General features: G+C 33.4%; 19 protein-coding genes and 1 tRNA gene. 1 reads left to right on the top strand and 19 read right to left on the bottom strand.

What is annotated here, in order from left to right; genetic code table 11:
• Positions 1–6 precede the first annotated feature (6 nt).
• The 19 genes from cas1c to RSTT_RS01515 all read right to left on the bottom strand — a co-directional run bounded on the left by cas1c (position 7) and on the right by RSTT_RS01515 (position 23,831).
• Positions 7–1,041 (bottom strand): type I-C CRISPR-associated endonuclease Cas1c, encoded by a 1,035-nt coding sequence (cas1c, locus tag RSTT_RS01610; protein ID WP_096525438.1) that lies wholly within the window; start codon positions 1,039–1,041, stop codon positions 7–9.
• Positions 1,025–1,663 carry a CRISPR-associated protein Cas4 gene (cas4, locus tag RSTT_RS01605; protein WP_096525437.1) on the bottom strand — a complete coding sequence of 213 codons (639 nt, stop codon included), beginning with the start codon at positions 1,661–1,663 and terminating at the stop codon, positions 1,025–1,027. Before cas4 ends, cas1c begins: the two co-directional genes overlap by 17 nt.
• Before the next feature lie 4 nt (positions 1,664–1,667).
• Positions 1,668–2,519, bottom strand: a complete 852-nt coding sequence (gene cas7c, locus RSTT_RS01600) for a type I-C CRISPR-associated protein Cas7/Csd2 (protein ID WP_096525436.1) — start codon at positions 2,517–2,519, stop codon at positions 1,668–1,670.
• Entirely contained in the window at positions 2,503–4,512 is a 2,010-nt protein-coding gene (locus RSTT_RS01595) for a type I-C CRISPR-associated protein Cas8c/Csd1 (protein WP_096525435.1), read from the bottom strand. Before RSTT_RS01595 ends, cas7c begins: the two co-directional genes overlap by 17 nt.
• Complete coding sequence (gene cas5c / locus RSTT_RS01590; RefSeq protein WP_197702021.1) at positions 4,512–5,255, bottom strand: type I-C CRISPR-associated protein Cas5c; 744 nt, start codon at positions 5,253–5,255, stop codon at positions 4,512–4,514. Before cas5c ends, RSTT_RS01595 begins: the two co-directional genes overlap by 1 nt.
• Positions 5,248–7,692 carry a CRISPR-associated helicase/endonuclease Cas3 gene (locus RSTT_RS01585; protein ID WP_096525434.1) on the bottom strand — a complete coding sequence of 815 codons (2,445 nt, stop codon included), beginning with the start codon at positions 7,690–7,692 and terminating at the stop codon, positions 5,248–5,250. The genes cas5c and RSTT_RS01585 overlap by 8 nt, the downstream gene beginning before the upstream one ends.
• 420 nt (positions 7,693–8,112) lie before the next feature.
• On the bottom strand, positions 8,113–8,985 hold the full coding sequence (locus RSTT_RS01580) for an NAD(P)H-hydrate dehydratase (protein WP_172412812.1): 873 nt from the start codon (positions 8,983–8,985) through the stop codon (positions 8,113–8,115).
• Positions 8,975–9,310: a holo-ACP synthase gene (gene acpS, locus RSTT_RS01575; protein ID WP_096525433.1), complete on the bottom strand. Its 336-nt coding sequence runs from the start codon at positions 9,308–9,310 to the stop codon at positions 8,975–8,977. The genes RSTT_RS01580 and acpS overlap by 11 nt, the downstream gene beginning before the upstream one ends.
• A 344-nt stretch (positions 9,311–9,654) precedes the next feature.
• Positions 9,655–11,484 (bottom strand): glutamine--fructose-6-phosphate transaminase (isomerizing), encoded by a 1,830-nt coding sequence (gene glmS, locus RSTT_RS01570; protein ID WP_096525432.1) that lies wholly within the window; start codon positions 11,482–11,484, stop codon positions 9,655–9,657.
• A 3-nt stretch (positions 11,485–11,487) separates the two neighbouring features.
• On the bottom strand, positions 11,488–12,222 hold the full coding sequence (locus tag RSTT_RS01565; protein WP_015423222.1) for a pyridoxine 5'-phosphate synthase: 735 nt from the start codon (positions 12,220–12,222) through the stop codon (positions 11,488–11,490).
• A 1-nt stretch (position 12,223) separates the two neighbouring features.
• Positions 12,224–12,424 (bottom strand): hypothetical protein, encoded by a 201-nt coding sequence (locus tag RSTT_RS01560; protein ID WP_095558698.1) that lies wholly within the window; start codon positions 12,422–12,424, stop codon positions 12,224–12,226.
• Positions 12,425–12,726: 302 nt separating this feature from the next.
• Positions 12,727–14,067 carry a phosphohexomutase domain-containing protein gene (locus RSTT_RS01550; RefSeq protein WP_172412811.1) on the bottom strand — a complete coding sequence of 447 codons (1,341 nt, stop codon included), beginning with the start codon at positions 14,065–14,067 and terminating at the stop codon, positions 12,727–12,729.
• A gap of 1 nt (position 14,068) precedes the next feature.
• The gene (gene cdaA, locus RSTT_RS01545; RefSeq protein WP_096525429.1) at positions 14,069–14,932 is read right to left on the bottom strand and encodes a diadenylate cyclase CdaA; all 864 of its coding nucleotides are present in this window, start codon (positions 14,930–14,932) and stop codon (positions 14,069–14,071) included.
• Entirely contained in the window at positions 14,932–16,098 is a 1,167-nt protein-coding gene (folP, locus tag RSTT_RS01540) for a dihydropteroate synthase (protein ID WP_096525428.1), read from the bottom strand. Before folP ends, cdaA begins: the two co-directional genes overlap by 1 nt.
• 410 nt (positions 16,099–16,508) lie before the next feature.
• Positions 16,509–17,075 carry a GTP cyclohydrolase I FolE gene (gene folE / locus RSTT_RS01535; protein ID WP_096526003.1) on the bottom strand — a complete coding sequence of 189 codons (567 nt, stop codon included), beginning with the start codon at positions 17,073–17,075 and terminating at the stop codon, positions 16,509–16,511.
• Between the two features lie 65 nt (positions 17,076–17,140).
• The gene (ftsH, locus tag RSTT_RS01530; protein ID WP_096525427.1) at positions 17,141–19,036 is read right to left on the bottom strand and encodes an ATP-dependent zinc metalloprotease FtsH; all 1,896 of its coding nucleotides are present in this window, start codon (positions 19,034–19,036) and stop codon (positions 17,141–17,143) included.
• 270 nt (positions 19,037–19,306) lie between these two features.
• Complete coding sequence (gene tilS / locus RSTT_RS01525; protein ID WP_096525426.1) at positions 19,307–20,272, bottom strand: tRNA lysidine(34) synthetase TilS; 966 nt, start codon at positions 20,270–20,272, stop codon at positions 19,307–19,309.
• On the bottom strand, positions 20,269–22,833 hold the full coding sequence (locus tag RSTT_RS01520; RefSeq protein ID WP_096525425.1) for a phosphatidylglycerol lysyltransferase domain-containing protein: 2,565 nt from the start codon (positions 22,831–22,833) through the stop codon (positions 20,269–20,271). Before RSTT_RS01520 ends, tilS begins: the two co-directional genes overlap by 4 nt.
• Before the next feature lie 212 nt (positions 22,834–23,045).
• Complete coding sequence (locus tag RSTT_RS01515) at positions 23,046–23,831, bottom strand: ABC transporter ATP-binding protein (RefSeq protein ID WP_015423214.1); 786 nt, start codon at positions 23,829–23,831, stop codon at positions 23,046–23,048.
• A 230-nt stretch (positions 23,832–24,061) separates the two neighbouring features.
• Between RSTT_RS01515 and RSTT_RS01510 the strand changes: the two genes are divergently transcribed.
• A tRNA-Leu gene (locus RSTT_RS01510) sits at positions 24,062–24,145 on the top strand.
• The last annotated feature ends 249 nt before the right edge of the window (positions 24,146–24,394 follow it).

The following is a 24,394-nucleotide window of genomic DNA, read 5'->3' as shown; positions in this document are numbered from 1 at the left end:
ATAATCCTATTTCCAAATAAATGGCGGATATGCATCAATATCGCCTCTTATATATCTGGCAAAAAGTAAAGCCTGTGCATGATACAAAAGCCCTATATGTATATTCTCTTTGAAAAAAGGATGAAATATTTCTTCTTCTTTCCTCTTTCTATATGCATCTATAACAATCTTTCTATTTTCATCATCCATTATCACACCGCCGCTTGGAGATTCTGAAAAACCATTGGCATTAACTTGAGATAGATTTATTAAAGTAAGAACTAATCTGTCGGCTATTACAGATCTAAACTCCTCCATTATGTCTAAAGATAAACTTGGTCTGCCGGGTCTGTCTTTATGCAAAAATCCAACTTGAGGATCTAATCCAACTCCTTCTAAAGCTGACGAAACATCATGCACTAATAAAGTATACACAAACGAAAGAAGACAATTAACTCTGTCCTTAGGAGGTCGTCTGTTTCTCCCGGGCATAAAAAACTCTTCTTTATGATTCAATATTAGTTTATTAAAGACACTAAAATAAGCAACTGCAGCATCGCCTTCCATACCCCGCAATACATCTACATTTTCAGCATTGAAAACATTAGCAATTGCCCTGCGTAAACCATCAGACACTTGTTTTAGTTTATCAGAATCAGATATTTTATCCTCGTGATCTCTTAAAGCTCTATTTATTACAGTTCTTGAGTTACTCAACTTTCCAAGCAATACTGATTGGGCTGTTTCAAGGCAAAATTTTCCATCATCTGAATATTTATACTGCTGTTTTCTTAAAAGTACATTTCCTGAAACCGGAGACTGCACTTTCGCAATAAACCTCCCATATTCTGTAAAGTAACTTACAGAAGCATTATTCTCAGCACATAACCCCAAAAGAAAAGGCGAACACATAATATTTCCAAAACAAACAACTGAATTAATCAGATGAACTGGCGCTCTAAATAATTCTTTGCTTTGTAAACTAACTACAATATTTTCACGCTCTTTTGATATATATGCCCCTTGAGTTGAAACATAAAGCGTGCTAAATAGTTTTTTCATTGTTTACAATTTTTTTTAAGTATTTTTTTACAGATTTTTGTTTGTCAAATATTTCCGGCAGACATAATTCTTCAAACGAACAATTGTAACATTTCTTCGAATACTCCGGTTTTGGAGTTTCTCTGCTATCAACTAAGCTGTGAAATTCCTGAGCAAGAGCAAAAGTTTCTTCTCTTAAAGACTTATTAAATTCAACATTTAGCCGATTGCGAGTTTTCCCATAAAATATAGCGCCACTTTCTATTGTAACATTCATCATTTCTTCAAGACACAAAGCCTGCGCACAAAGCTGAACTTTATCTACATTGTCAGATTTTGCCTTACCGCTTTTATATTCAACAGGAAATGGAATTAATTTATTCCCGGATCTGTGAAACTCCACAACATCGCTTTTCCCTATCAATCCAAGCTCATAAGACTTAAGATAAATATCACGTTCAATAACTACGCCTTTTTTATGCTCAATTTTTTCTACATGAGCTTTATCGTGCATAACAATTCCTTTTGCCGTAAAGAAATTATCTGACCATTGCTGTTCAATAAAAAGCAAGGCACATCTTCGCTTACAATAAGATAATTGCTGTACTCCTCTTATATGAAGCAAATCGTCTTCACAATACATTATTTTACCAACCTTGAATTATTTCTGCCTTTAAACCTTTTATTGATTCCACAGTTCCATTTTCTAAATCTTTTTCATTTTCTATATTGCCACTATTGTCAATTTTAATTGAACCGTGAACTTTTGCAGAAGAGTATTGTCCAGCCGGTGAATTATGTTCAAACCAAATAACTTTTAATATTTCCATACTTCCTTCTGGTCGCGCCGAAGAAGCATCTTTTTCAAACAATTTTGGTAATACATCTTTTATGTCTTTAGCATCTTCATCAGTAAAAGCAGTCTTCTCAGCCAATTGAGGATTCATAGCTCCATAAAAAACATATATCGCTTCTCTTATCCAATGTTTCATTCCCATCCTATCAGATGCCATTCCTTCATCATCTGAATCATTGCCTTTTTTATTGCTTTTACCATTAACACTTTTTGTTATTTGGTCGCTTATAACAATTATCGGTTCTTTGCTAAAAGCAGTTCGAATTGTCACTGGACCCCTGATCCCAATAGAACTTCCTTTTTCATAAGCAAAAACTTGTCCGAAAGCACGAACATCCATCCATTTTTCGCAAGCTTTTGTAGAAAAATCAGAAGTTTTACTTATTTCACCTATTTCTTTGTTTGCTCTTTCTTGTAAAGAACTATATTTATCCTTTTTATAATCATCAGATTGAACAAAAATATCTTTATTCATATCTAATAGTCTATTTCTAATTTTTCTTTTAATGCATACATCTGTTACTTCACCAATCCCATCTGCCAATGTTCTCGGCATATTTTCATTAAGAGGATCTCCATTAGGATTAGCACTTTTTACTTTAAATATAACTACAAAATCAATTTTTTTACTTAGCAGTGTCATTTGAAAACTCCTTTTCTTTTTTATTTTTATTTTGTATCGCAGCTCCTCTTTCATTTTCTATCGTTTTTAATTGATGAAAATAACCTAACAAATATAAACCTGTTAATTTTAAATTATTTTCAAATTCTTCTATTGAAGTAAATTTATCTTTAATATCTGCTATTCTTTTATCTATCCAATCCCCACTTAGCCTTTTTTTATAAGCATCATTAAATTTTTCATATAAAAATTTCCAAGTTTCAAATGGTTTTATAGAAAACTGACGCATCAGTCTTTGAGCATTAGTTGATCTTATTGTCTCTTTTGCGTTACTATTTTCTTTATTTTGTTTTAACAACGCACTTTTTTCAGCATCATCAATCACAGCCAATAACCTTCCATAAAGATAGTTCCTGTCTTTGCAGTTTTCGTCAACACTCATTAAACAATCCTCCTCTTTTTTATTTTCATCATAATATAAATGATTGCCTTTATATATTGAACAAGCAATGCTTAAGATTGTTTTCCATTGAATATTATTTAAGACAACAGGATTTGAAGCCTTTTCAATAAAATGTTTTTCTATATACTCTGGAATATTTTTATTTTCTAAAACACTTGGCATTAAGTCTCTTATCAGCTTTCTTTTTATATTCTGTTCGCTTTTTTCAGCCGAATACTTATCTTTTTTATAAAAATATGAATTAGCTATCGTATTTATTGATGGTGTTCCACAAAAATATTGATATTCTTTCTTTTGACTATTTTTATTTTTTCTTTTTAAAAACTGCCAACAATATTTTTTATGCCAATTTTTTATGTTTTTTAAATATTGAGAACCTAAAAGTTCTTTATAATAAGTTATACAGGCTCTGCCTGGACTTGCAGCATTCATCTCTAAAAGCACAATTTTTTCGTCTTCTTCAAATTTTTCAAAATCTATTTTGTGCTTCCTGCTCTGCAAGCTGGTCTTTACGATTTTTTCGTCTTCTTCAAATTTTTCAAAATCTATCCTATAACCTTTTGCACTTTTAACAAAATCTTCCCCGAAAATCAGCCCTACATTCCCATTTTTACCATTTATAGTGAAAGCAACAATTATTTGAGGATAATTACGATATGCTTGTTCCCTTTCTTTTGAAATAAGCCATTTTAGTGTATTATGCGCTTTTTGAGACACGTCAAAACTTACAGATAATGCTTCATAATATTCTTCAAATATTCCTTTGAATACTAGATCATCTCCAACTGCTATAAGTTTAGATGTGCCATTTGCGAACGGATGATTTGTTGTAATACAATCAGTAATTTCTCCTGAAATGTAACAAATTTTATCATCTGTTAATCTTGACACAATATTATTTTCTTTATCTATTTTTCTGTAAGTTTTTTCAATTTCAGATTTATATTTTTTATTTTCTTTTTGCTTCCTAAAATTTATCCAAGATTCTATAATTGCCTCATCTTCCCAAGTATTACGATTAAGTCCTTCACCCGTATCAACAATCCACCTAATAAAGGCATCTTTTTGTTTTTTAACATATTGGAAAATTTTGTACTTATCAGTTATATCTTTTTTAGGTTTTTCAATAAATTTACCATCTTCGCTGAGCCATAAAATTCCTTTTTTTTCTAAATCCTGTATCAATGTATTTTTTTGAATATATTTATTTACTATTTGTATTTTTATATCAGCGGTATCAGACCATTCTTTCAACAGTTTTTTGTATGTAACTTTTAATTCTTTTCCTTGCTTATCTTTTTCTTTTTGATAAGTTTTTATATCAACTGCAAGTGGCCACAGGCAATTATTATCATCTGTTGTAGGGATTGGGGTTATAGCTTCTATGAACTCAGCTTTTATGAACTCAGCTTTTATGAACTCAGCTTTTTCATTTAATGTTATCTCAATATTACAAACTTTATTGGTATGTGCGACAGGAGCGATTTCAAACTCTCCTTGTGCGGCAACACAATTTCCATAAGTCTCATATAATCGTTGAAACCAACTCATTATTTTACCTCCATATTTCCAAATATATTTTCATATTCTGTATTAACTTTCAAAATATTCTTATCTAAAACATATTGGTTTTCTTGTTGCATTGGTTTCACTATTCTTTCTTTTATATTATTCTTTTTATCGTTAAAATCAACTGTCCCTTTTTTCATATTGGCATCTAACCATATTCTCGTTATTAATTCCTTTTTCCCTGTTTCATTTGGATAACCAAAATTATAAAACATAGAGCCAAAAGACAATAAATTATTGTTATCATAATCACTATCACCTTCTCCAAATTTACAAGGTTCAACATATCCTTGACACTCGCGAGTTCCAATAAAAATATCTCTCCTGCCGCCATTTTCGAGCGAACGGTTTGCTATTGCAAAATGTTTCCCATCTATTCTGTCTTGTATGAGATTAGACTCATTAACATTCCATTCAAAATGTGCCTGCACTTGATATTCAACATCTCGTAGATAAGTATAGTAATATAATCCGACGACGCCATGATACTTTAAAGTTCTTACACCTTTGGCTTCCATTTCTATAGACTTCATAACACGAACTTTATCTATAATCCAAATAAATGTCGGTTTCCAATAAATTGACTCTGTAATCCCTTTAATTGCCTCATAAGTAGGAATTTGATATGAACATTTTTCTCCGCCTAATTTTGTAATTGGATCAGTAAATAATGCATATTTTCCATACACTTTAAACTCTATTGCGTTTTTGGGAATATTAAACACATGCACCTCCTTTATCTAATGCTGCTTCCTCTGTAATGCCAAAGTTTTTATCATAATAACAATCGCTTATGCTATAAATATCTAAATCATTACTTATTGGTTTTATCGCGGTTGAATTTTTAAATTGACTTGGATAGATATTAACTCTATATTTGTGAAGTTTCTTTATAAGTTTATATCTTTCTTTAGAATCAAAAGAACTATTTATTTTATCAATAATTTTACGAACTCTTTTTATCTCAATGCAGACAGGGCTTGCAATATTATCTATAACTTTAAAATTATTTGAAGCTTCTTTAAAAGATTGATTCAGCGTAAGATTATATTTACCATTATACTTACAGTTTTCTGACAATAAATCCAATTCAGTATTTTCATTACAAATTAAAAATTGCATATCTTTTCGCTGTTTTTTTTGATAAAAGAAATCATCATAATAATCTTTGATTATTTTATTGTCTAACAAATCTGCATTAGGATGCCTCCTTAAAATAATTTCAGCAGTATCTTTTCCTCTCTTAATATCATCTAAAATACCTAAATTTTCATTAAAATTGTAAACATACAGTTTGCCCTTTTTATTATTCCCATCATTAGTTTTTAAAGTTCCATTTCTATTGATTCTTCCAGCCGCTTGAATTATAGAATCCAATCCTGCCAATGCTCGAATGCCACAATTAAAATCAATGTCAATGCCAGCCTCTATAACCTGCGTAGAGACAACTGCAATTTTTTTTCTCTTATTTAATTTTCTTTTTATTGCTCTTAAAACAATTTTTCTATGAATTGGCATCATTCTTGCGCTAAGATGATAAACTTCATAATCCACTCTGCCTTTTATAATTTCAAAAATCTCTTTTGCAGATTTTGTTGTATTACAAATCACCAGACAATTCTCGTTATCATTAACAAACTCTGCGGCTTTTGAAGCTATTTCTTCACTTGTATAATCAACATCTTTTATTTCAGGTTTAACTTCTACTCGCTTCAAACTATCAAACACACAATTTCTATTCTGAATAATATCTGGTTTTTCAGAAAGTTTTAAACAACCTCTTTCTGGATCTACATTGTCTAATAAAGGTTGTGTTGCAGTACATAAAACAACAGTAGTATTACAAAAATCAACTAAATAATTTATCGCATTGTTAAATAAATGAACGCACTTTATTGGAAGCGACTGTACCTCATCAAAAATAATTATTGAATTTGCCAATTGATGAAGTTTCCTTGTGTCACTAGTTCTACGTCCAAACAGAACCTCTAAAATCTGTACATTTGTCGTAAATATAATAGGAATATCCCAACTTTGCATATAAAGTTCTGTTGGATTAAATTCTTCTTCTTTTCCCTTATCATATGATGTTTGAGATATATTAGAATGATGTTCTAATACTATATTCCCTTTATCGGATTTATCTGCTTCAACTATTTTCCTTATTGTATTAGCATTTTGCTCAATTATTGTAGTAAAAGGAATGCAATAAATTATTCTATCAATACCAGCATTGCACTTCTTTGCCATCTCAACAGCAAACCTAAAACTTGCAAGTGTTTTTCCGCCACCTGTAGGCACTTCAAGTTTATAACATCCTTTTTGATATGTTTGTCCGGCAATAGCACAATCATCAGAAATCTGCTTTCTTATTTCTTTTATATTTTCAGAAGATTTATTTTTATCATTAAGTTCGTCTATTGCTTTTTCTAATTTTTCTGAAATTATATTCCAATCTACAAGCTTATTTTTAATTTTCTTTCCGCGCTCAAAATCTGCACTGTTTGTATGATCTGCATCTATAAGACAACTCAACAAAAACCTTGCAAGCATTCCGTATGAAAATGTTCTATATATCTCATTTTTAGAATTTTTGTCTATTTTGCTTTTGATTTGTTCAATTTCATATAATAAGTCGTTATTGGCAATATTATTTATTTTATCCACAACGTCTTTTTCTATGTTTTTCTTTATATCTTCTATCGAGACAGTTTCTTTATAATAATATTTTTTGTTCAATCTTTTATCAAAATTGTTCTTTCCACGTATATCAATCATATCAATCAGTCCAGAATGATGAGAAACACAACAAAGTTCAATTTGTTCAGACAAAAAGTTTTTTAATTTATTATCGTCCTGCATTGACGCTTTAATAAACTCATTGAAATATTGAGCGCCTGCAGTAGAATGATCTATATCTCCTCTGCTAATATCGCCTCTTTCTCCCAATAAATAGTCTTGATATAATTCAGAATATTTTCCTAAATCATGTAACAATCCTAAACAATATCCTATGTTTCTCATTCCGATTTTTGAAGCATTCTTCTGAGACATCTCAGCAACTTCAGTTAAATGTGTATTTAATTCTTGTCTTTTATTTTTATCATCTTTAGATTTAGATAAATGAGCATAAAATAATAGTGGTTGCTTTTCAGAAATCATTCTAAAACCTCTCCTTTTATACAAGTCATTTTTAATGCATCTGTAAACAAAAGACAAAAAGAAAAACTAACGATACTCTTTTTCATATTTAAAAATAACTTTAATTCACGCATTCATATAAAATGCGATTTTATTTAATTATGTCGATACCTTTAATAATGTTCACCTTAAGCAAACTATGAGATGTTATTATATAGCTTGTACTCTTTTCAAATAATTTTTTTCTTTTATTAGTCAGGATTTTTATGTATATGTCTTCTTATTTCGATAATTCCACGCTCTAAAGTCATTTCTATCTCACAATATAATTAACTACAAAAAATATTCAGAAAAACGGATACCCAATAACAATATTCGGGAAAATACAAAAGAGAACTTGCCATCTTGGAGTCTTTTAAACAAAAATCCATCTAAGTTTATCTATCTTTTCATCATTATCTGCTTTATTGCATAACAAATATTTTCCGCAATATCGCTTGCAATAACGCCCGTCATACCTTTATCTTTCTCGGCAATCTCACCTGCAAGTCCATGAATAAAAACCGCAAATGTTACAGCTTCGAATACATCATCCGTAACATTTACAAAAGAAGATATTATTCCGCTCAATACATCACCGCTTCCCGCGGTTGCCATTGCCGGAGTGCCGGTATTATTTTTATAATTTTTTTTACCGCAAGATACAAAAGTATTGCTGCCTTTTAGAACGCAAATAAGAGAATTTACTTCTGCAAAATCTGCAACTATCTTTTTCCTATCATTTTCTATTACAGCGCTTTGTATATTTAAAAGTTTAGAAAATTCGCCCAAATGCGGCGTTATTATAAGCTTAGCATTTGTCGTTTTAAGTTCACCTGCGATGCCATTAAAGCAGGCAAGTCCGGAAGCATCTAAGATAACCGGTATGTTAACAGCATAAATAATTTCTTTAATAAATTTGCATAATACGCTGTTATCAGCTTTTAATCCCGGACCTATTACAATTGACGTAACTTTTCTGGATTTAATAAAATCAAGAATATCCGTCGCCGTTCTATATACAAAAAACATTACTTCAGGTTTTGATATTGCACATGCCTGATCTAAAAAATTATCTCTAACAGCGTAAGTTACAAGTCCCGATCCAGAGCGCAATGCTCCCAAACAGCACAATATGCCGGAACCGGGCATAGTATTAGAACCTGCTATTACCAAAACATGACCATAGTTATATTTATAACTGTCAGGTTTCCTTTTTAATTTTGAAGCAAAACTTCTAATTTCTTTTTCTTTCATAGTATTTTCAAAAGGCAATCGCAACAGCTGCAACATACTTATCAGTATGCGACAGCGATATGTCTATTCTTTTATATTTTTTATTTTTAATATAGACCTGAGGTTTTCCGTCCTTAGTATTTCTAACCGAAATATCTGCAATAGTAAATTTTTTATTCCTCGTGCTTAACGCTTTCCAAACGGCTTCCTTTGCCGCAAAACGCGCCGCCAAATACTGAGCAGCATTTTTTCTTGGAATAGAGTAAGATATTTCTTCCTTTGCAAAAATACGTTCCAAAAATTTTTTGTCTCTTACATACTTAACAAATCTTTCAACTTCTTCAATATCAATCCCTACATTCATTTAACATACCCAATACAACAGTCATTGTTAAACACAGCAAACAAGTTTACAGCGGTTACAACTTCTTTTTTAATATTTTCTTTCCCTATGATAAATTAACAAATATTCATTGCTTAATAATCTATATTATTGTCGGACTTTACAACCAAAATATCTGTTTCACAGATTCTACTAAACCGCTAAGAAAAAAACTAATATTACTCATAAATAAAACGGTAAAAACTTGACAGCAGATTACAAACAAAAAACTGGATTATTCAAAGGCTTTGCCTTTTCAAAATGATAGATACATCATACTTTTCAGCGTCGCAATCTCAAAAAAAGATAAAAAAGAAAAATCAAAATCATTCGACTGTGACGGACTTAGCAAGATTTCTAGGCTGATCTACATCACAACCGAGAATGAGCGAAATGTAATAAGCTAAAAGTTGCAGCGGAATTACAGTCATAAGCGGCGACACAAACTCATCAGTCTCAGGAACATAAATCACATAATTGCTTTTATTTCCAATTTCTTTATCAGATTGATCTGCCACCGCTATAATAGTCCCGCCTCTGGCTTTCGCTTCCTCTATATTTGAAATTATTTTTTCATATATTCTGCCTTTAATGACTATTGCAACTATCGGCATAGATTTATCAATCAAAGCTATCGGTCCGTGTTTCATCTCGCCGGCGGCATAGCCTTCAGCGTGTATATATGAAATTTCTTTAATTTTTAATGCACCCTCCAACGCCACAGGATAATTTATGTGTCTTCCCAGATATAAAAAATCCCTTTTATTTGCAAAAACCTTTGCAATATCATGAACGGACTCGGCATTTTTCAAAAACTCGTTGATTTTTAAAGGAATTTCCCATAACTCTTTTAAATATTTTTTCAATTCTTTGATTGTAAGCGCCTCTCTTTTATATGCCCAATCCAAAGCAAGTACATATAGAGCAGTAACCTGCCCCGTAAAAGCTTTTGTAGAGGCAACTCCTATTTCAGGACCGCAATGCGTATAAATCACATACATAGCTTCGCGACTAATACTTGAACCTACGACATTACATACCGCCAGAGTTTGACAACCTTTACTTTTTGCAAGTCTTAAAGCTGCCAAAGTATCCGCAGTCTCGCCAGACTGCGAAATAACCACAACTAAAGTTTTTTCATCTAAAATAACATCTCTGTATCTGAACTCGGAAGCGATATCAACTTCTGTCGGTATTTTTGCAAAACTTTCAAATAAAAATTTTGATACAAGCCCAGAATGATACGATGTTCCGCAAGCTACGATATAAATATTTGATATATTTTTAATGTATTCTTCTTTAAGTTTAACTTCTTCGATATAAACTCTTCCTTCATCAGGATAAATTCTTCCACGAAAAGTATCTTCGATTGTACGAGGTTGTTCAAATATCTCTTTTAACATAAAATGCTTATAGCCGTCTTTCTCAGCTTGTACTGTATCCCATCGTATGTTTTTTATTTCTCTGTTTATTATATCGCCTTTGATGTTTTTTACAACTACTTTCTCTGCAGTAATTTCTGCAATATCTCCGTTTTCAAGAAAAATCATATCGCGCGTATAAGGAAGCAGCGCCGGAATATCAGAAGCCATAAAGTTCTCACCGACACCGACGCCTATAATTAGAGACGCATCTTTTCTTGCGCATATTATTTTGTCATACTCGTCTTTAGAGACTATTCCAAGCGCATAAGAACCTTTGACTCTGCTTAAGGTTTTTTGAACGGCACAAAACAGATTACCTTTACAATATTTTTTTATAAGATGCGCTATTACTTCCGTATCAGTTTCAGATTTAAATTCATACCCGTCTTTTTGGAGTTCGGCTTTTAACTCAACATAATTTTCTATTATTCCGTTATGCACAATAACAACAGTTTTTGCAGTATCCGTATGCGGATGAGCGTTTTCTTTAGACGGGCTTCCGTGTGTAGCCCAACGGGTGTGCCCTATGCCTATATTTGCACTAATAGGATTCTCTTTAAGGCTTAACCCAAGATTGCACAGTTTTCCAACACTTCTTCTTATACACAGTTCTTTGTCAATAACAACAGCAATACCGGCGGAATCATATCCTCTGTATTCAAGCTTTTCCAAACCCTTAAATATTATATCTACAGCATTTTTTTTACCTATATATCCAAAAATTCCGCACATATTTCAGTCCTTGCTAATAAGTTCTTTCATATTTCTGACAGCCGTTTCAAGACCTGCAAATACCGATTCTGCAATGATTGAAAAACCTATATTAAACTCGTTCATGCCCGGGATATTGCAGATTCGTTCTACATTATCATAATCCAGTCCATGACCGGCATTTAATATAAGCCCTTTTTTCACCGCTTTACGCGATGCTTCAGAAAGTCTTTCCATTTCTTCTTTAAATTCAGAAGAATCCGTTCCATTTTCTTTAAAAAACTTTGCATATTTACCTGTATGAAGTTCTATTGAATCGGCTTTTATCTCGCTGCACGCCAGCACCTGCTCCGTATTCGCATCAATAAACACACTTACGATAATTCCCGCTTTTTGAAGCCTTGCAACAATACTTGCAAGTTTACTTTTATGGGCTTTAACGTCAAGACCGCCTTCTGTAGTAAGTTCCTGCCTCTTTTCTGGAACCATACATACAAAATCCGGTTTTACATCTAAAGCTATTTTAACTATTTCTTCGCTCGCAGCCATTTCAAGATTCAGTTTTATTTTAAGCGACTTCCTTAAATCGTAAACGTCTTCATCCTGAATATGTCTCCTGTCTTCCCTTAAATGCACGGTTATACCATCTGCTCCGCTTTTTTCGCATATTGCTGCAGCTTTAATTACAGAAGGAAAATCTTCTTTTCTTGCCTGCCTTATTGTTGCTATATGATCGATATTTACACCAAGTTTTACCATTTTATCCGAAATAACCTCCTCCACTACTGTCATTAACAACTCTTAAGATATAAATCTCGCCAGACGACATTTTGTTGTCTGCGCTTTCCCGAAAAGATGTTACTCTTATACGGTAATTTAGCTCGTTAACTGCTTCGTCAAAAAGTTTTCTCCACTCGTCAATTTTATGCTCATATACGCCTTTTACTCCTGTTTTTTGCACTTTTTAATACTTTATCCCAATCCACATTCTGTTTTAAATCTCTATATATAAACAACATTCACCCCTGCCCGCATAGCGTGCTATTATGGTATTTATTTCCCTTTGCCGTTTGTCCTCAACGACATCAATACTCGATAAGTTTCCCTTCGTCCTTTTTAACATGACTCTTAGGAAAGACTGAAAAATCAGAGTAAAGGCAACATTGTAATACCCAAACACTGAGATAGCCGACCTTTCTCTGCCGACGGTTTTGTCTGTTTTATCAGGCAGACGCAAACCATACAAGGAAAAAGTAAAAAACGTCATTCATAATATTTAATCTCTTTTTCAATACTGTCCGCTATATTTTTCGCAATTGTTTTAATTTCTTTTATCTCTTTTCCCTCAACCATAACCCTCAAAAGGTTTTCCGTGCCTGAATATCTTACGAGTATACGCCCATCTGTACCGAGAGATCTCTCATAACTTTTAATAAGTTTATAAGATTCTGAAAGTTTTTCAACGGGAATTCTCACAGAAACTTTTTTGTTTATAAACACCTGCGGGAATTTTTCAATTACGTTCATAAATTCCAACATTGTTTTGTTTTTGTCGCTTAATGCTGTAAGAAGCATAACTGCGCTCAACAGTCCATCGCCTGTAGCCAAAATATCTTTAAATATAAAATGTCCCGACTGTTCTCCACCAAGCACCGCTTTATATTTTTTCATATCGGATATAACGTATCTGTCACCGACTTTTGCGGATACTATTTTAATCTTTTCTCTTTTCATAGCCTGCAAAAACCCTATGTTTGTCATAACTGTAGCAACTAAAATATTGTTTTTAAGATTTTTTTTACTTTTCAGCCAGCATGCCATCGAAGCAAGGAAATAATCACCGTCTCTTACAATACCGTTTTCATCAATACACACTAATCTGTCGGCATCACCGTCAAAAGCAAATCCGCAGAACGCTTTAAGTTCTTTTACTATTTTTACGGCATATTCAGGCTGGAGAGCACCACAATTTAAATTTATGTTTTTACCGTTTGGCTTAACATTTAACGCGATAACTCTTGCCCCAAGCTTCCTTAGAACATAAGGAGCACATTTATAAGAAGCACCGTTTGCGCAATCTATAACTATAGTTTTCCCTTTGAGATCGCTTCCGGTAAAATTTCTCACAATAAACTCTTTGTAAAATTTTAAGAGTTCAGAATTCTCCACTACTTTTATTTTTTTGACTGAAACAACAACTTTTAAACCAAGATATTTATTTACTTTTTTTTCAATTTCTGTTTCTACAAAATCCCCAATTTTTAGCCCTTTTGAATTAAAAATTTTTATTCCGTTATCCATATACGGATTATGACTTGCCGAAATCACAACAGCCGCCGAATATTTTCCGCTCTGCATAAGAAAAGATGCAGCAGGCGTAGGCATAATGCCGCCAAAAACCGGCGTTACCCCCGCACTTAAAATTCCTTTGGCTAATTCTTTTTGTATTCTTTTTCCGGACTCTCTAGTATCGCGTATAACTAGGATATCTTTTTTACTGACCAAAGTTTCGGCTATTGATTTGCCAATAATCCCAAGAGTAATATTATCAAACGGAAATTTAAATGAATCGCCTCTTATGCCATCAGTTCCAAATAATTTCATTTCACTTATATCCAACCACATATAACCAGACAAAAATTGCAAGACATAAAGCAAGCAATTTAAGCTGCCAATTCTCTCTCATTTTGATATATAATCTCTTCATTTTGACTTCAGCCTCGCCGTTTATACTAATTATTTTTCTAAGTTCTGCGGACGATATATTAAAACTTAATTCCCCTTTATAAGCAACAGATATCCGTCCCGTCTCTTCAGAAACAACAATTATAACTGCATCCGTCACTTCGCTTAAACCAAGTGCCGATCTGTGCCTTGTGCCTAATATTTCCACACCTGCATCGTTATTTAAAGGAAGCAAACACCCTGCAGCTGAAATTTTATCCTTAAATATTATTATAGCTCCGTCATGCAGAGGAGCCGATTTATTTTTAAAAATTGAAAGTAACAGTTCTTTTGAAATATCTGCATTCAAAGGTATTCCAGTTTCTGCAAAGTTTTTTAAACCTATCTCTTTTTCTATTGCTATAAGTCCACCTGACATAGACACACTTAAATCTTCAACAGCTTCGACAATTTCAATTATATAAGAATCCTTTACTTTAGCTTTCAAACCCCAAAGTTGCCCGCCAAGCCGAGCTAAAACACTACGGATTTCCGTCTGAAATATTACGGCAAAGATAACAACTGCAGTAACCCATAACCTACTTAAAAGCCATGACAACACTCTTAGATACAAAACATATTCTGCAACTATTGTAAAACCTAAAATAAACAATATACCAACAATAATTTGTATTGCCATTGTTCCTTTTATAATAAGAACAACTCTATAAAATACTATTGCAAGTATAAAGATATCAAGAATGTTGACTATGTATGTATTGTAAATATTTAACATAGTTTCCATTACATTCTCCGAAAAGTCTCAGCCATTTTCAAAACGTTTACTGTCTCTTTTACATCGTGTGCTCTTATAATATCTGCGCCACAAAACCCCGCAAGAAAATTTGCAGCAATAAACGACGTTCTATCTTCACCTGCAAGCGCTTTTATAAATCTTTTTCTTGACACCGCTCCCACAACAGCACCAAGCGTTGAGAAAACGCCAATATTCTTTATTAACTCAACACTATGTTCTACTGTTTTTCCAAAACCTGGACCAGGGTCAACTGCAATACGTTCCTCTTCTATATCAAAACCAACTGCATATTCTTTTTGCTGCGCAAGAAATCCGTAAACTTCCGATGTACAGTTTTTATATTCCGGAGATGTCTGCATATTTTTAGGTATGCCTTTCATATGCATAAGTATCACTCCGGCTTTCGCATCCGCAATAAGCTTTGCTGATCTTTCTCTACCTTTCCTTAAAGCAAAAATATCATTTATTATATCCGCGCCTTCATCAAGAGCTGCTTTCACAGTCTCATACTTATAAGTATCTACCGAAACGGGAATCTTAACATTTTTCCTTATTCTTTTAAGAGCAGGAATTAGCCTCTTTATTTCTGTTTTTGCATCAATAAGTTTTGTTCCCGGTCTTGAAGATTCGGCGCCTATATCTATTATTCCCGCACCAAACCTTTCAAATTCAACCGCCTGTTTAAGCGCTTCATTAGGATCTGTAAGTCCGTCACCGGAAAAAGAATTGGGATCTACATTTACAATACCCATAACAACCGGATTTGACAAATCCATATATCTTTCTCTATATTTGAAAACTTTTTTTTTGTTTACTATATTTTCAAGTTTTAAAGCAATTTCTTTCAATCTAAACGGTTGTAAGCGAAGCTTCTTTATCAACTTCTCAATTTGATTTACGGTAGCAAATAAAACTGTATTGGATATGCCTTTTTTAAATCTACTGACATTTTCGTTTAATGCAACAGAAGCTCCGACAGAAATAGTTTCCTGTTTTAAAATATTTGCTGCTCTATTATCTATTTTTTCAATAACTATCGCATTGAAAACTCCTTTTTTTGCAAGAAGTTCGTTAACAACGCTGCTGCTCCCGGTGTTTTTTACAAGTCTTAAAGCGTCATTAAAGTTACTAACAATTGCTTTTCTTATAATCATTTATTTACACACCACACAGACTGCCAAAGCAGATAAACAACTTCTCAATGACAGATTTTTTTGCAACTTACTGCTATAAACGGTTTTATACACACTGTTAAATATGGAGAGACTGCTTGTTATTTTGTCCACAGTGTTCCATCTCTGCCACCAAAGCATTTAAAAAGTCATACAATAAGCAATCACCATCATACTATCGCTTAGTTTAATAACTATAAATATGGGAAAAACTTAGTAATCTTACCTATAATGTTTATATATGCGTATTAACAAACCATCTCGGTATTGATATTTATTTTGTCTATTTCGTTTTCGCTGTGATATATATAAACCTTATTTATTGCATGATTTGCATTCAGTAATGTCAATTTTTTGCAGCGCCGTTAATCTCAGTTATTTTCACTTGTCTATCATCTTAATAGAGACATCGCTTCTGAGCGTGTTCTTACGTCTTTCAAAAATATGCCACGCATGGCGGAAGTAATTATTTTTGAACCTGCTTTTTTTACGCCTCTCATCGTCATACACAAATGTTCTGCTTCAACAACTACCATAACTCCATGCGGCTTTACAAACTTCATTACTATATCTGCAAGCTGTTTTGTAAGTCTTTCCTGAAGCTGGAGTCTATTTGCAAAAATTTCAACAAGTTTTATAAGTTTTGATACTCCGATTATCCTGTCTTTTTTAGGTATATACGCTATGTGCATTTTACCGAAAAAAGGGAGCAAATGATGTTCGCACAGAGAATAAAAAGTAATATCTTTAACTAAAACTATCTCCTCATGGTCTTCTGTCGCATAATGCACTGGAATAAATTTTAAAGGATCAATTTTATTTCCAGATAATACTTCCTTATAAAACTCCGCAACTCTTTCAGGCGTACGTTTTATACCTTCTCTGTTTAAATCTTCACCAAAAGATTCAAGTAAAAGTTTTACGGCTCTTTGTGCCTTTTTTTCATCAAAATTAAATATTTGCACTAGTACTTTTCCCACTTTCAGACAACTAAGATTAATGCCGGCAATGTTTCACAGTCAAGTCAGCTGGTTATAACTTTTTCATTTATAACCTTTTTTTCAACAGTAGATTTTTTTTTAGTTTCCTCATCAACAGAACTGCTTTCAGATAAAGGCGCTAATTCCTCACCTTTTATTATTTTATCTATATCTTCACCACTTAAGTTTTCTCTTTCCAGAAGATAGCTTACAATTTTATTTAAGATACTCACATTGTCTTTAATAATTTTAGAAGCCCTGCTTTTTGAACTGTATATAATATTTTTAACTTCTTCGTCTATAAGTTCAGAAGTTTTTCCTGAATGCCTTGCATCTCTTGAAATATCTCTTCCTAAAAACACTTCTTCATTAGGCCTCTGAAGAGCCATAGGTCCTATTTTATCACTCATGCCAAACTCAGTAACCATTCTCATGGCAATTTCCGTCGCTTTAGATATATCGTTTTGCGCTCCCGTAGTAATCTCGGAGAACACAAGCTCTTCAGCAACACGTCCGCCAAACAATATTGAAAGTTTATCCAGGAGCTCAGATTTTGAAGTTAAATATTTATCTTCTTCCGGAAGCTGCAACGTATATCCCAAAGCAGGACCACGTGGAATTATAGAAACTTTATGCACAGGATCTGCCGACGGCAAAAATTTTGCAACAAGAGTATGTCCCGCTTCATGATAAGCAATAATATTCTTTTCTTTATCAGACATCAAACGCGATTTCCTCTGAGGTCCAGCAAGAATTCTGTCTATTGCTTCTTCCATATTTTTCATATTCACGGCGTTTTGGCTATTTCTTGCCGCAAGAAGAGCCGCCTCGTTTACAAGATTTGCAAGATCCGCACCGACAAATCCAGGAGTTCTTCTTGCGATTACATTTAAATTTACGTCGTTATCAAGTCTTATTTTTTTTGAATGCACACCGAGTATCTCTTCTCTATCTTTAAGATCAGGGCTTAGAATAATAACCTGTCTGTCAAATCTTCCCGGTCTTAAAAGCGCAGGATCTAAAACATCCGGTCTATTTGTTGCAGCAATCAGAATCACGCCCTCTTTGCTATCGAAACCATCCATTTCAACAAGAAGCTGGTTTAATGTCTGTTCCCTTTCATCATGTCCGCCGCCTATACCCGCAAATCTGTGTCTGCCCACGGCGTCTATTTCATCTATAAACAACAAACACGGAGCAGATTTTCTGCCATGATCAAAGAGATCTCTTACTCTTGAAGCGCCAACACCTACAAACATCTCGACAAATTCCGAACCGCTTGAAGAGAAAAACGGAACATTGGCTTCGCCTGCAACAGCTTTTGCAAGCAGCGTTTTTCCTGTTCCCGGAGAACCGAAAAGCAAAACACCTTTAGGAATTTTTCCGCCAAGTTTTTGGAACCTTGCCGGATCTTTTAAAAACTCTATCAGCTCTTGAAGTTCTTCTTTTGCCTCATCGCAACCCGCAACATCTTTAAAAGTAATCTTTTTTGAAGCACCGACAGCAAGTTTTGCTTTTGTTTTACCAAAAGACATAGCCTGCTTGTTCCCCATAGACATACCGCGCATCATCCAAAAACAGAACAAAATTAAAAGAACTACGGGGCCCCAATTTAACAGTAAAGATCCAAGCCACCCACTCTTTTCCGTAGCTGAAAATTCAAGCACTTTATTGTCTTCCATATCTTTTACAAGATTTGGATCATCCATAGGAACGGTTTTAAATCTTTTAAAAACTCCGTCACCGTCTCTGAATTGTCCTCTGATAAGTCCGGGAGCGACCAAAACTTTAAATACGCTTCCCGCCTTTATATGTTGTTTAAACTGGGAATATTCAAGCTCGACTTCATTCCCTCCCTGCCTAGCAAAATTTATAAACATAAGTACAATAACTAACAGTGTTATCCAGAAAAATACAAACCATGGATTGCTCTTCTTCATTTAAAAAACTCCTTTTAATTTTCCTGTGTAAAGGCAATCCTCCGAAAAATCCGCCGCAATCCAAACCGCGCCCTGCGACAAAATAACCACGCGTCTCCAAACAATCGCACTCAAAAACACTGACATTTAAAATAAATCGAAATAAGCGGAATTTCTTTATCTTTCAAAACAGACAGATATTCCGCAAAGCAAATTCAGAGATTCTCTTTTTTACTTTTCTCGGAAAAAATAACGTCCGCATATATATATCTGATTTTAATTAATTCTAATCTAATTTCTTATAAAACAAGCTTTGTCCGACTTTATCTTAAAAATCCAGACGGCAGAGAGTCTATAAACAGACGTGTCTGACAACACAATTTTACGCATTATTAGATTAATATGTGAATTATATTTCTTTTGTGGCAACAGGTTTTTTAGAATTCTAAATTGTATTGTTTTATTATACCGTAAAAACGTCTTTAAATCAAGTAAAATCTGATTCTTTTGCTTCTTTACACACTTTTTCAAAAACTTAGCCGAAACTTCTTCTAGATACGCATTTTCCCGAGACTGTATGCAACTTAAAGCAAAAATATGTTCCACAGCCATAGGGTTTATTTTTTCAAAAACAGGCATAAGCGACAGCCTTATTTTATTCCTTGTATATATATCTGAAAAATTAGATTTATCAGTGCAAAATGGAAGCTTATGATTTCTAACATATTCTTCAATAAATTTTCTTTTAACCGGAAGCAGCGGGCGGATTACGACAATATTTCTATTTATTTTTCTTTTTTGCGGTATGCCAGCAAAATTTCCGCTCCCTCTCAAAAGTCGCATAAGTACGGTTTCGGCATTATCGTTTGCGTTATGTGCAGTGGCGATTTTATTGCACTTATATTTTTTTGAAATTCTCTCAAGAGTTAAATATCTCAAGTTACGCCCGGCTGTCTCAACCGAAAGAGAATACTTTTTGGAATACTCTTTTACACCTATTTCCTCAAGAAGACAGTCTATTCCGAATTCAGCTGACAAATTCTTGACGATTTCCGCTTCTTTTACGGATTCTTTTCTTAAATTATGGTTGAAATTTACCGCTAAAAAAACAATATCCATTTTTTTGGCAAGACGCCAAAACAAATGTAACATACACATGGAATCCATACCACCCGACACTGACAAAATAATTTTATCTCCGGGTATAACAAAGCCGTTCTGAGAGACGTTTTGATAAAAAATATTCCACGTTTTCATCTTTTAAAGAACCTTCTGAACAAATGTTTTTCGTCAACCATTCTAAGAGGAGAAATAAGAGTCGTAAAATTCTTAATAAAAGTAACGATATACTTATCCGGACTCACTGCAATATATTTGTTACGCCATACAGGATAAAACTTATCTTTAAATTTTCTCAAAAATACAAGATTATAATCAAAATGTTCGGCAAACATAAACATTTTTGCAAAATGCCTTATCACTCCGCCATCACTATTTACTGCCGGAGAATACGCAAACCCCAAATTAAACCAATCGTATTCATTTTGTTTAGCCCACAAAATATTTTTAAACACAACATAAGCAAAAACATTATGATCACACTTTATATATCTTACAACTTCGGAAGACAACTCACACTTGTTTTTAGTTTTTATAATAATGGAAAAAGCATAAATTTTACCGGCTTTTTCCAATATCCCAAAGTCCATATCGTTCATATAAGATTCGTCGTATTTCCCCGGTATGAAATTTCTCTCAAGATAGTTAGTATTTTTTTCCCACTCTTCGTTTATCTTTGCAAATATCTCTTTGTACTGCCCAAACTGCCCGGCATTCATTATTTGATATTTAAATCCTGAATCTTCTATATCTTTTTCCAAACTGCAGAAATATTCAAAACGATTGTCTCTTTTATCAAAAGTTATTAACGGAACTCTTGCTTCTTGTCCTATATTAAAAGTATCAAGTCCTATATCGTCATAAATCTGCATGTATTTATGATCTACTCCGATAAAAGCGGGCTTTGCCAAAGCGTTGTCCGCAATTTCTTTAAATTGCCATAAAAGTTCGTTTCTGCGCTCGGATTTTCCTATAGGGTCCCCCAAAGCAATCAAACTACCTTTTGATTTTGCATACATAATAAATGCGTCTTTTTCATCGTTTACAATATAACTTTTATCGGAAGCAAGCGCATTAAACGAATATGTGTAATCCGAAGAGTCAACTATATTTTTTATATCGCGCTTTGTAAATGAGACAGGTTTCTTAAATAAATTTCTTGATATCTGCTCCAAAACAGCTATAAAGATTATAATTCCCATACCCAGACTTGCCCTTAAAAATCTTGCGGCATCCGTAGTACTTAAAATATTTTTAAAAAATACGCCCAAATGTACCCAAGAAAAAGTATCCTGCCTATTTACAAAGAATCCTATCCATACCGATAAAATACCCCCCACTGCAATGGCGCTAAACCACCACGCGTTGAACGCCGTATTCAATATCGACATATCCCTATAAAAATATTTTTTAGAAAATAAAAGAGAGAGCAACAACGCTATAAGATACAAAAGCACTAAAGGCGGCTCGCCTACCACAAGTACAAGAACAATCATAAAACTTATCAAAATACAGGCAGTACTCCACGCACTTTTAACTCTAAGCTGTAAAGTTTTTGAAACAAAAAGCAACCCTATTGCCGTAATGCTCAATAGAAAATGCGATAAATTGGCAAACCATGCAGGAAGAATATTTATGACAAACTTTAACTGCACTACATCAAAAGGCGTAGATGTAGAAAACATCACAATCATACCGGCAAAAAATGACGACAGCGCTATAACCCGAATTATAACCGAAGAAATAGTCTTTCCGAAAATCTTCGCTTTCCCGTTAAATTTCTTTATAAACATCATAATCTCAAAAATACCTAAAAGAGCAAGCGCTATTAAAAACGGGAAGAAATAAAATATTGCCCTGTAGGCAAGCAAGCCTCCGATAACTCCGGGGTTGCCTGCGGAATTTGGAAGCAGCTTTGAAATGGCAGTTTCAAAAACCCCTATGCCGCCCGGCACCTGACTTATAATTCCCAAAAGCTGCGATACAAGAAAAGCTTTAAGCAAAACAAAGTAAGATATTTCTCCAGAAGGCATAAGAATGTAAAGAATAAGCGATGCGATAAGCCAGTCGTATGTGGCAAGCAAAATCTGCGAAGAAACAATTTTGATATTTGGAAAAGCTACATTCCATTTAAATATTTTTATCGGTCTTGAACGTAGTATGCTTAAAAAAATATACAAAACCAGAACAGCGATGAAAAACAGACCTATTGTTCTAGTAGTAAAACTAAACATTCTTTCTAGAGAAACAGGCGCAAAAGTAAAAATAAGTCCGCCAACCGTTAAAAAACCGAGCCAGATTGTTATTGAAGAAAAAATAATAATCTTTGTAACGTCAACTATTGGCACGTTGTACACTGAGTAAAGTCTGTATCGTATTGATCCGCCAAAAAGCATTGAATAGCCAGTATTGCTTCCTAAAACATTACTTATAAAACATGTGAATAAAATGTCTTTGAGACTTAATGGAACTTTTAAGCCTATATACTTAAATGCGATAACATCATACCCGCCAAAAATCAGATAATACGATAAAGACAAAAATAAAGCTATTGTAATTCTTAATGCCGGTATTGCTTTCAATGCGTTTATAATATCAACGTAACTCAAATCTTTCAGCTGATCGTGAAGCAACATCAACGCCCCAATAAAAATCAAAAAGCCTAATGGCACAATAATAAATTTTATCCATTTTCTCATTATGTGTTTAATCCTATGAATCCAATCATGCTGCAAAACGGCGGGGGGGGGGGGGGGGATAAAAACAAGCAGCAGTCAAAATATATTTTCACAATATTACATGGATATGATAACACATTTTATATATTATGCGTATTAAAATGATAGTCGCACGCGACAAATGCATAAAAGAAAATAGCTGGTATTTTTTTTGACAATGAAAACCTCTATAACTACACTATCGTAATACAGCATAAGCCGTTATTTTCAGCAAGTTTCACTTTCATATCAAAAAGAGAAGAGAGTTTATCACAAGTAAAAACTTCACTGCGTTTTCCGTCGGCAAAAATCTTTCCGCCTTTAAAAAAGACAAATCTGTTCATTTCAGGAATAATGTCCGACACTAAGTGTGTTACAAGTATTATTTTTGTTCCAGAATACGAAATTTTTCTCATTGTATTGTGAAGTTTCAAAGATGATGAAATATCTAAACTGTTTGACGGTTCGTCCAAAACTAAAACTTTAGGATTGTTTACAAGCGCTCTTGCTATTAAAAATCTTCTTGCTTCTCCAGACGACATAGTTTCAAGTTTTTTATTTCTTAGAGAAGATACTTCCAAAAAGTCAATCATGTCGTCGGCCTTTTTAGTCATATCTTTTGTAACTATATGATTGTTTGATATGCCAACACTTGAGAAAAATCCCGACAAAACAGCTTCAAAACCCGTTATCTCGTTATAAAAATCATGTTGAAGTTCGTTTGTTACTATTCCAAGCATACTGCGCAGATTATGTATATTCCACCGACTGTGTCCAAACAACTTGCAAACCGTGCCGTTTCCGGTATAAGACGGATAAATTTTGCCGGTTATAAGTTTGATAAAAGTAGATTTTCCTGATCCGTTAGGACCTATCACAGCAACATTTTCGCCGGAACTTATATCAAAATTAATATCGTCTAAAATTTTTCTGTCACCACGAAGTACAGAAATTTTTTTTAATTCAATAAAACTATCCACTTTATTACTCCTTCTCCATAATAAGAGGTAAATTCTATAATATACGGCAGAAAAAAGAAAGAGAGATCATAGCTTCAAAGCACCGTCTTAACAATTTGAGAATAAAATAATAATTATATAAAGTGTGTGCTAAGTTCTAAAAACTTTTACTCTCATAAAAAAACGTTGGAGCGTTGCCGCTTTTTTTTACTTAAGATATAAACAAATAAATGGAAACGTATGCGCATAAAGCTGAGGTGGTGGAACGGCAGACACGCAGGTCTCAGAAGCCTGTCCCCGAAAGGGCGGTAGGGGTTCGAATCCCCTCCTCAGCATATTTTTACTTTGTTTTTTGGGAAAGCAGTCAAAAATTTTACAACTGATTGAAAATGTTAAATAAGCAACAAAAACCTTTAACAAACAAGAAGGAATTACGAGGAAAAAATTTCTAAGTGTTTTGCTATTGTTGTTATTTTCAACAAATCTTTTTTCTGATTCAAGTAAAACTAATGGTGTCCATAACGGAAACTTTTGGATAAGCTGTCTTCATTTATCTGTTAATGGAAAAATAACTTAAAGTTTTA

The sequence above is a fragment of the Candidatus Endomicrobiellum trichonymphae genome (assembly GCF_002355835.1).
Lineage (GTDB): Bacteria > Elusimicrobiota > Endomicrobiia > Endomicrobiales > Endomicrobiaceae > Endomicrobiellum > Endomicrobiellum trichonymphae.
The sequence above is the reverse complement of the archived record's forward strand: the minus strand, read 5'-3'. Positions and strand labels throughout refer to the sequence as shown.

Coding starts and splice junctions, on each gene's coding strand:
- cas1c (WP_096525438.1), bottom strand. CDS start 1,041: ATGAAAAAACTATTTAGCACGCTTTATGTTTCAACTCAAGGGGCATAT.
- cas4 (WP_096525437.1), bottom strand. CDS start 1,663: ATGTATTGTGAAGACGATTTGCTTCATATAAGAGGAGTACAGCAATTA.
- cas7c (WP_096525436.1), bottom strand. CDS start 2,519: ATGACACTGCTAAGTAAAAAAATTGATTTTGTAGTTATATTTAAAGTA.
- RSTT_RS01595 (WP_096525435.1), bottom strand. CDS start 4,512: ATGAGTTGGTTTCAACGATTATATGAGACTTATGGAAATTGTGTTGCC.
- RSTT_RS01585 (WP_096525434.1), bottom strand. CDS start 7,692: ATGATTTCTGAAAAGCAACCACTATTATTTTATGCTCATTTATCTAAA.
- acpS (WP_096525433.1), bottom strand. CDS start 9,310: ATGAATGTAGGGATTGATATTGAAGAAGTTGAAAGATTTGTTAAGTAT.
- glmS (WP_096525432.1), bottom strand. CDS start 11,484: ATGTGCGGAATTTTTGGATATATAGGTAAAAAAAATGCTGTAGATATA.
- RSTT_RS01565 (WP_015423222.1), bottom strand. CDS start 12,222: ATGGTAAAACTTGGTGTAAATATCGATCATATAGCAACAATAAGGCAG.
- RSTT_RS01550 (WP_172412811.1), bottom strand. CDS start 14,067: ATGAAATTATTTGGAACTGATGGCATAAGAGGCGATTCATTTAAATTT.
- cdaA (WP_096525429.1), bottom strand. CDS start 14,932: ATGGAAACTATGTTAAATATTTACAATACATACATAGTCAACATTCTT.
- folP (WP_096525428.1), bottom strand. CDS start 16,098: ATGATTATAAGAAAAGCAATTGTTAGTAACTTTAATGACGCTTTAAGA.
- ftsH (WP_096525427.1), bottom strand. CDS start 19,036: ATGAAGAAGAGCAATCCATGGTTTGTATTTTTCTGGATAACACTGTTA.
- tilS (WP_096525426.1), bottom strand. CDS start 20,272: ATGAAAACGTGGAATATTTTTTATCAAAACGTCTCTCAGAACGGCTTT.
- RSTT_RS01520 (WP_096525425.1), bottom strand. CDS start 22,833: ATGAGAAAATGGATAAAATTTATTATTGTGCCATTAGGCTTTTTGATT.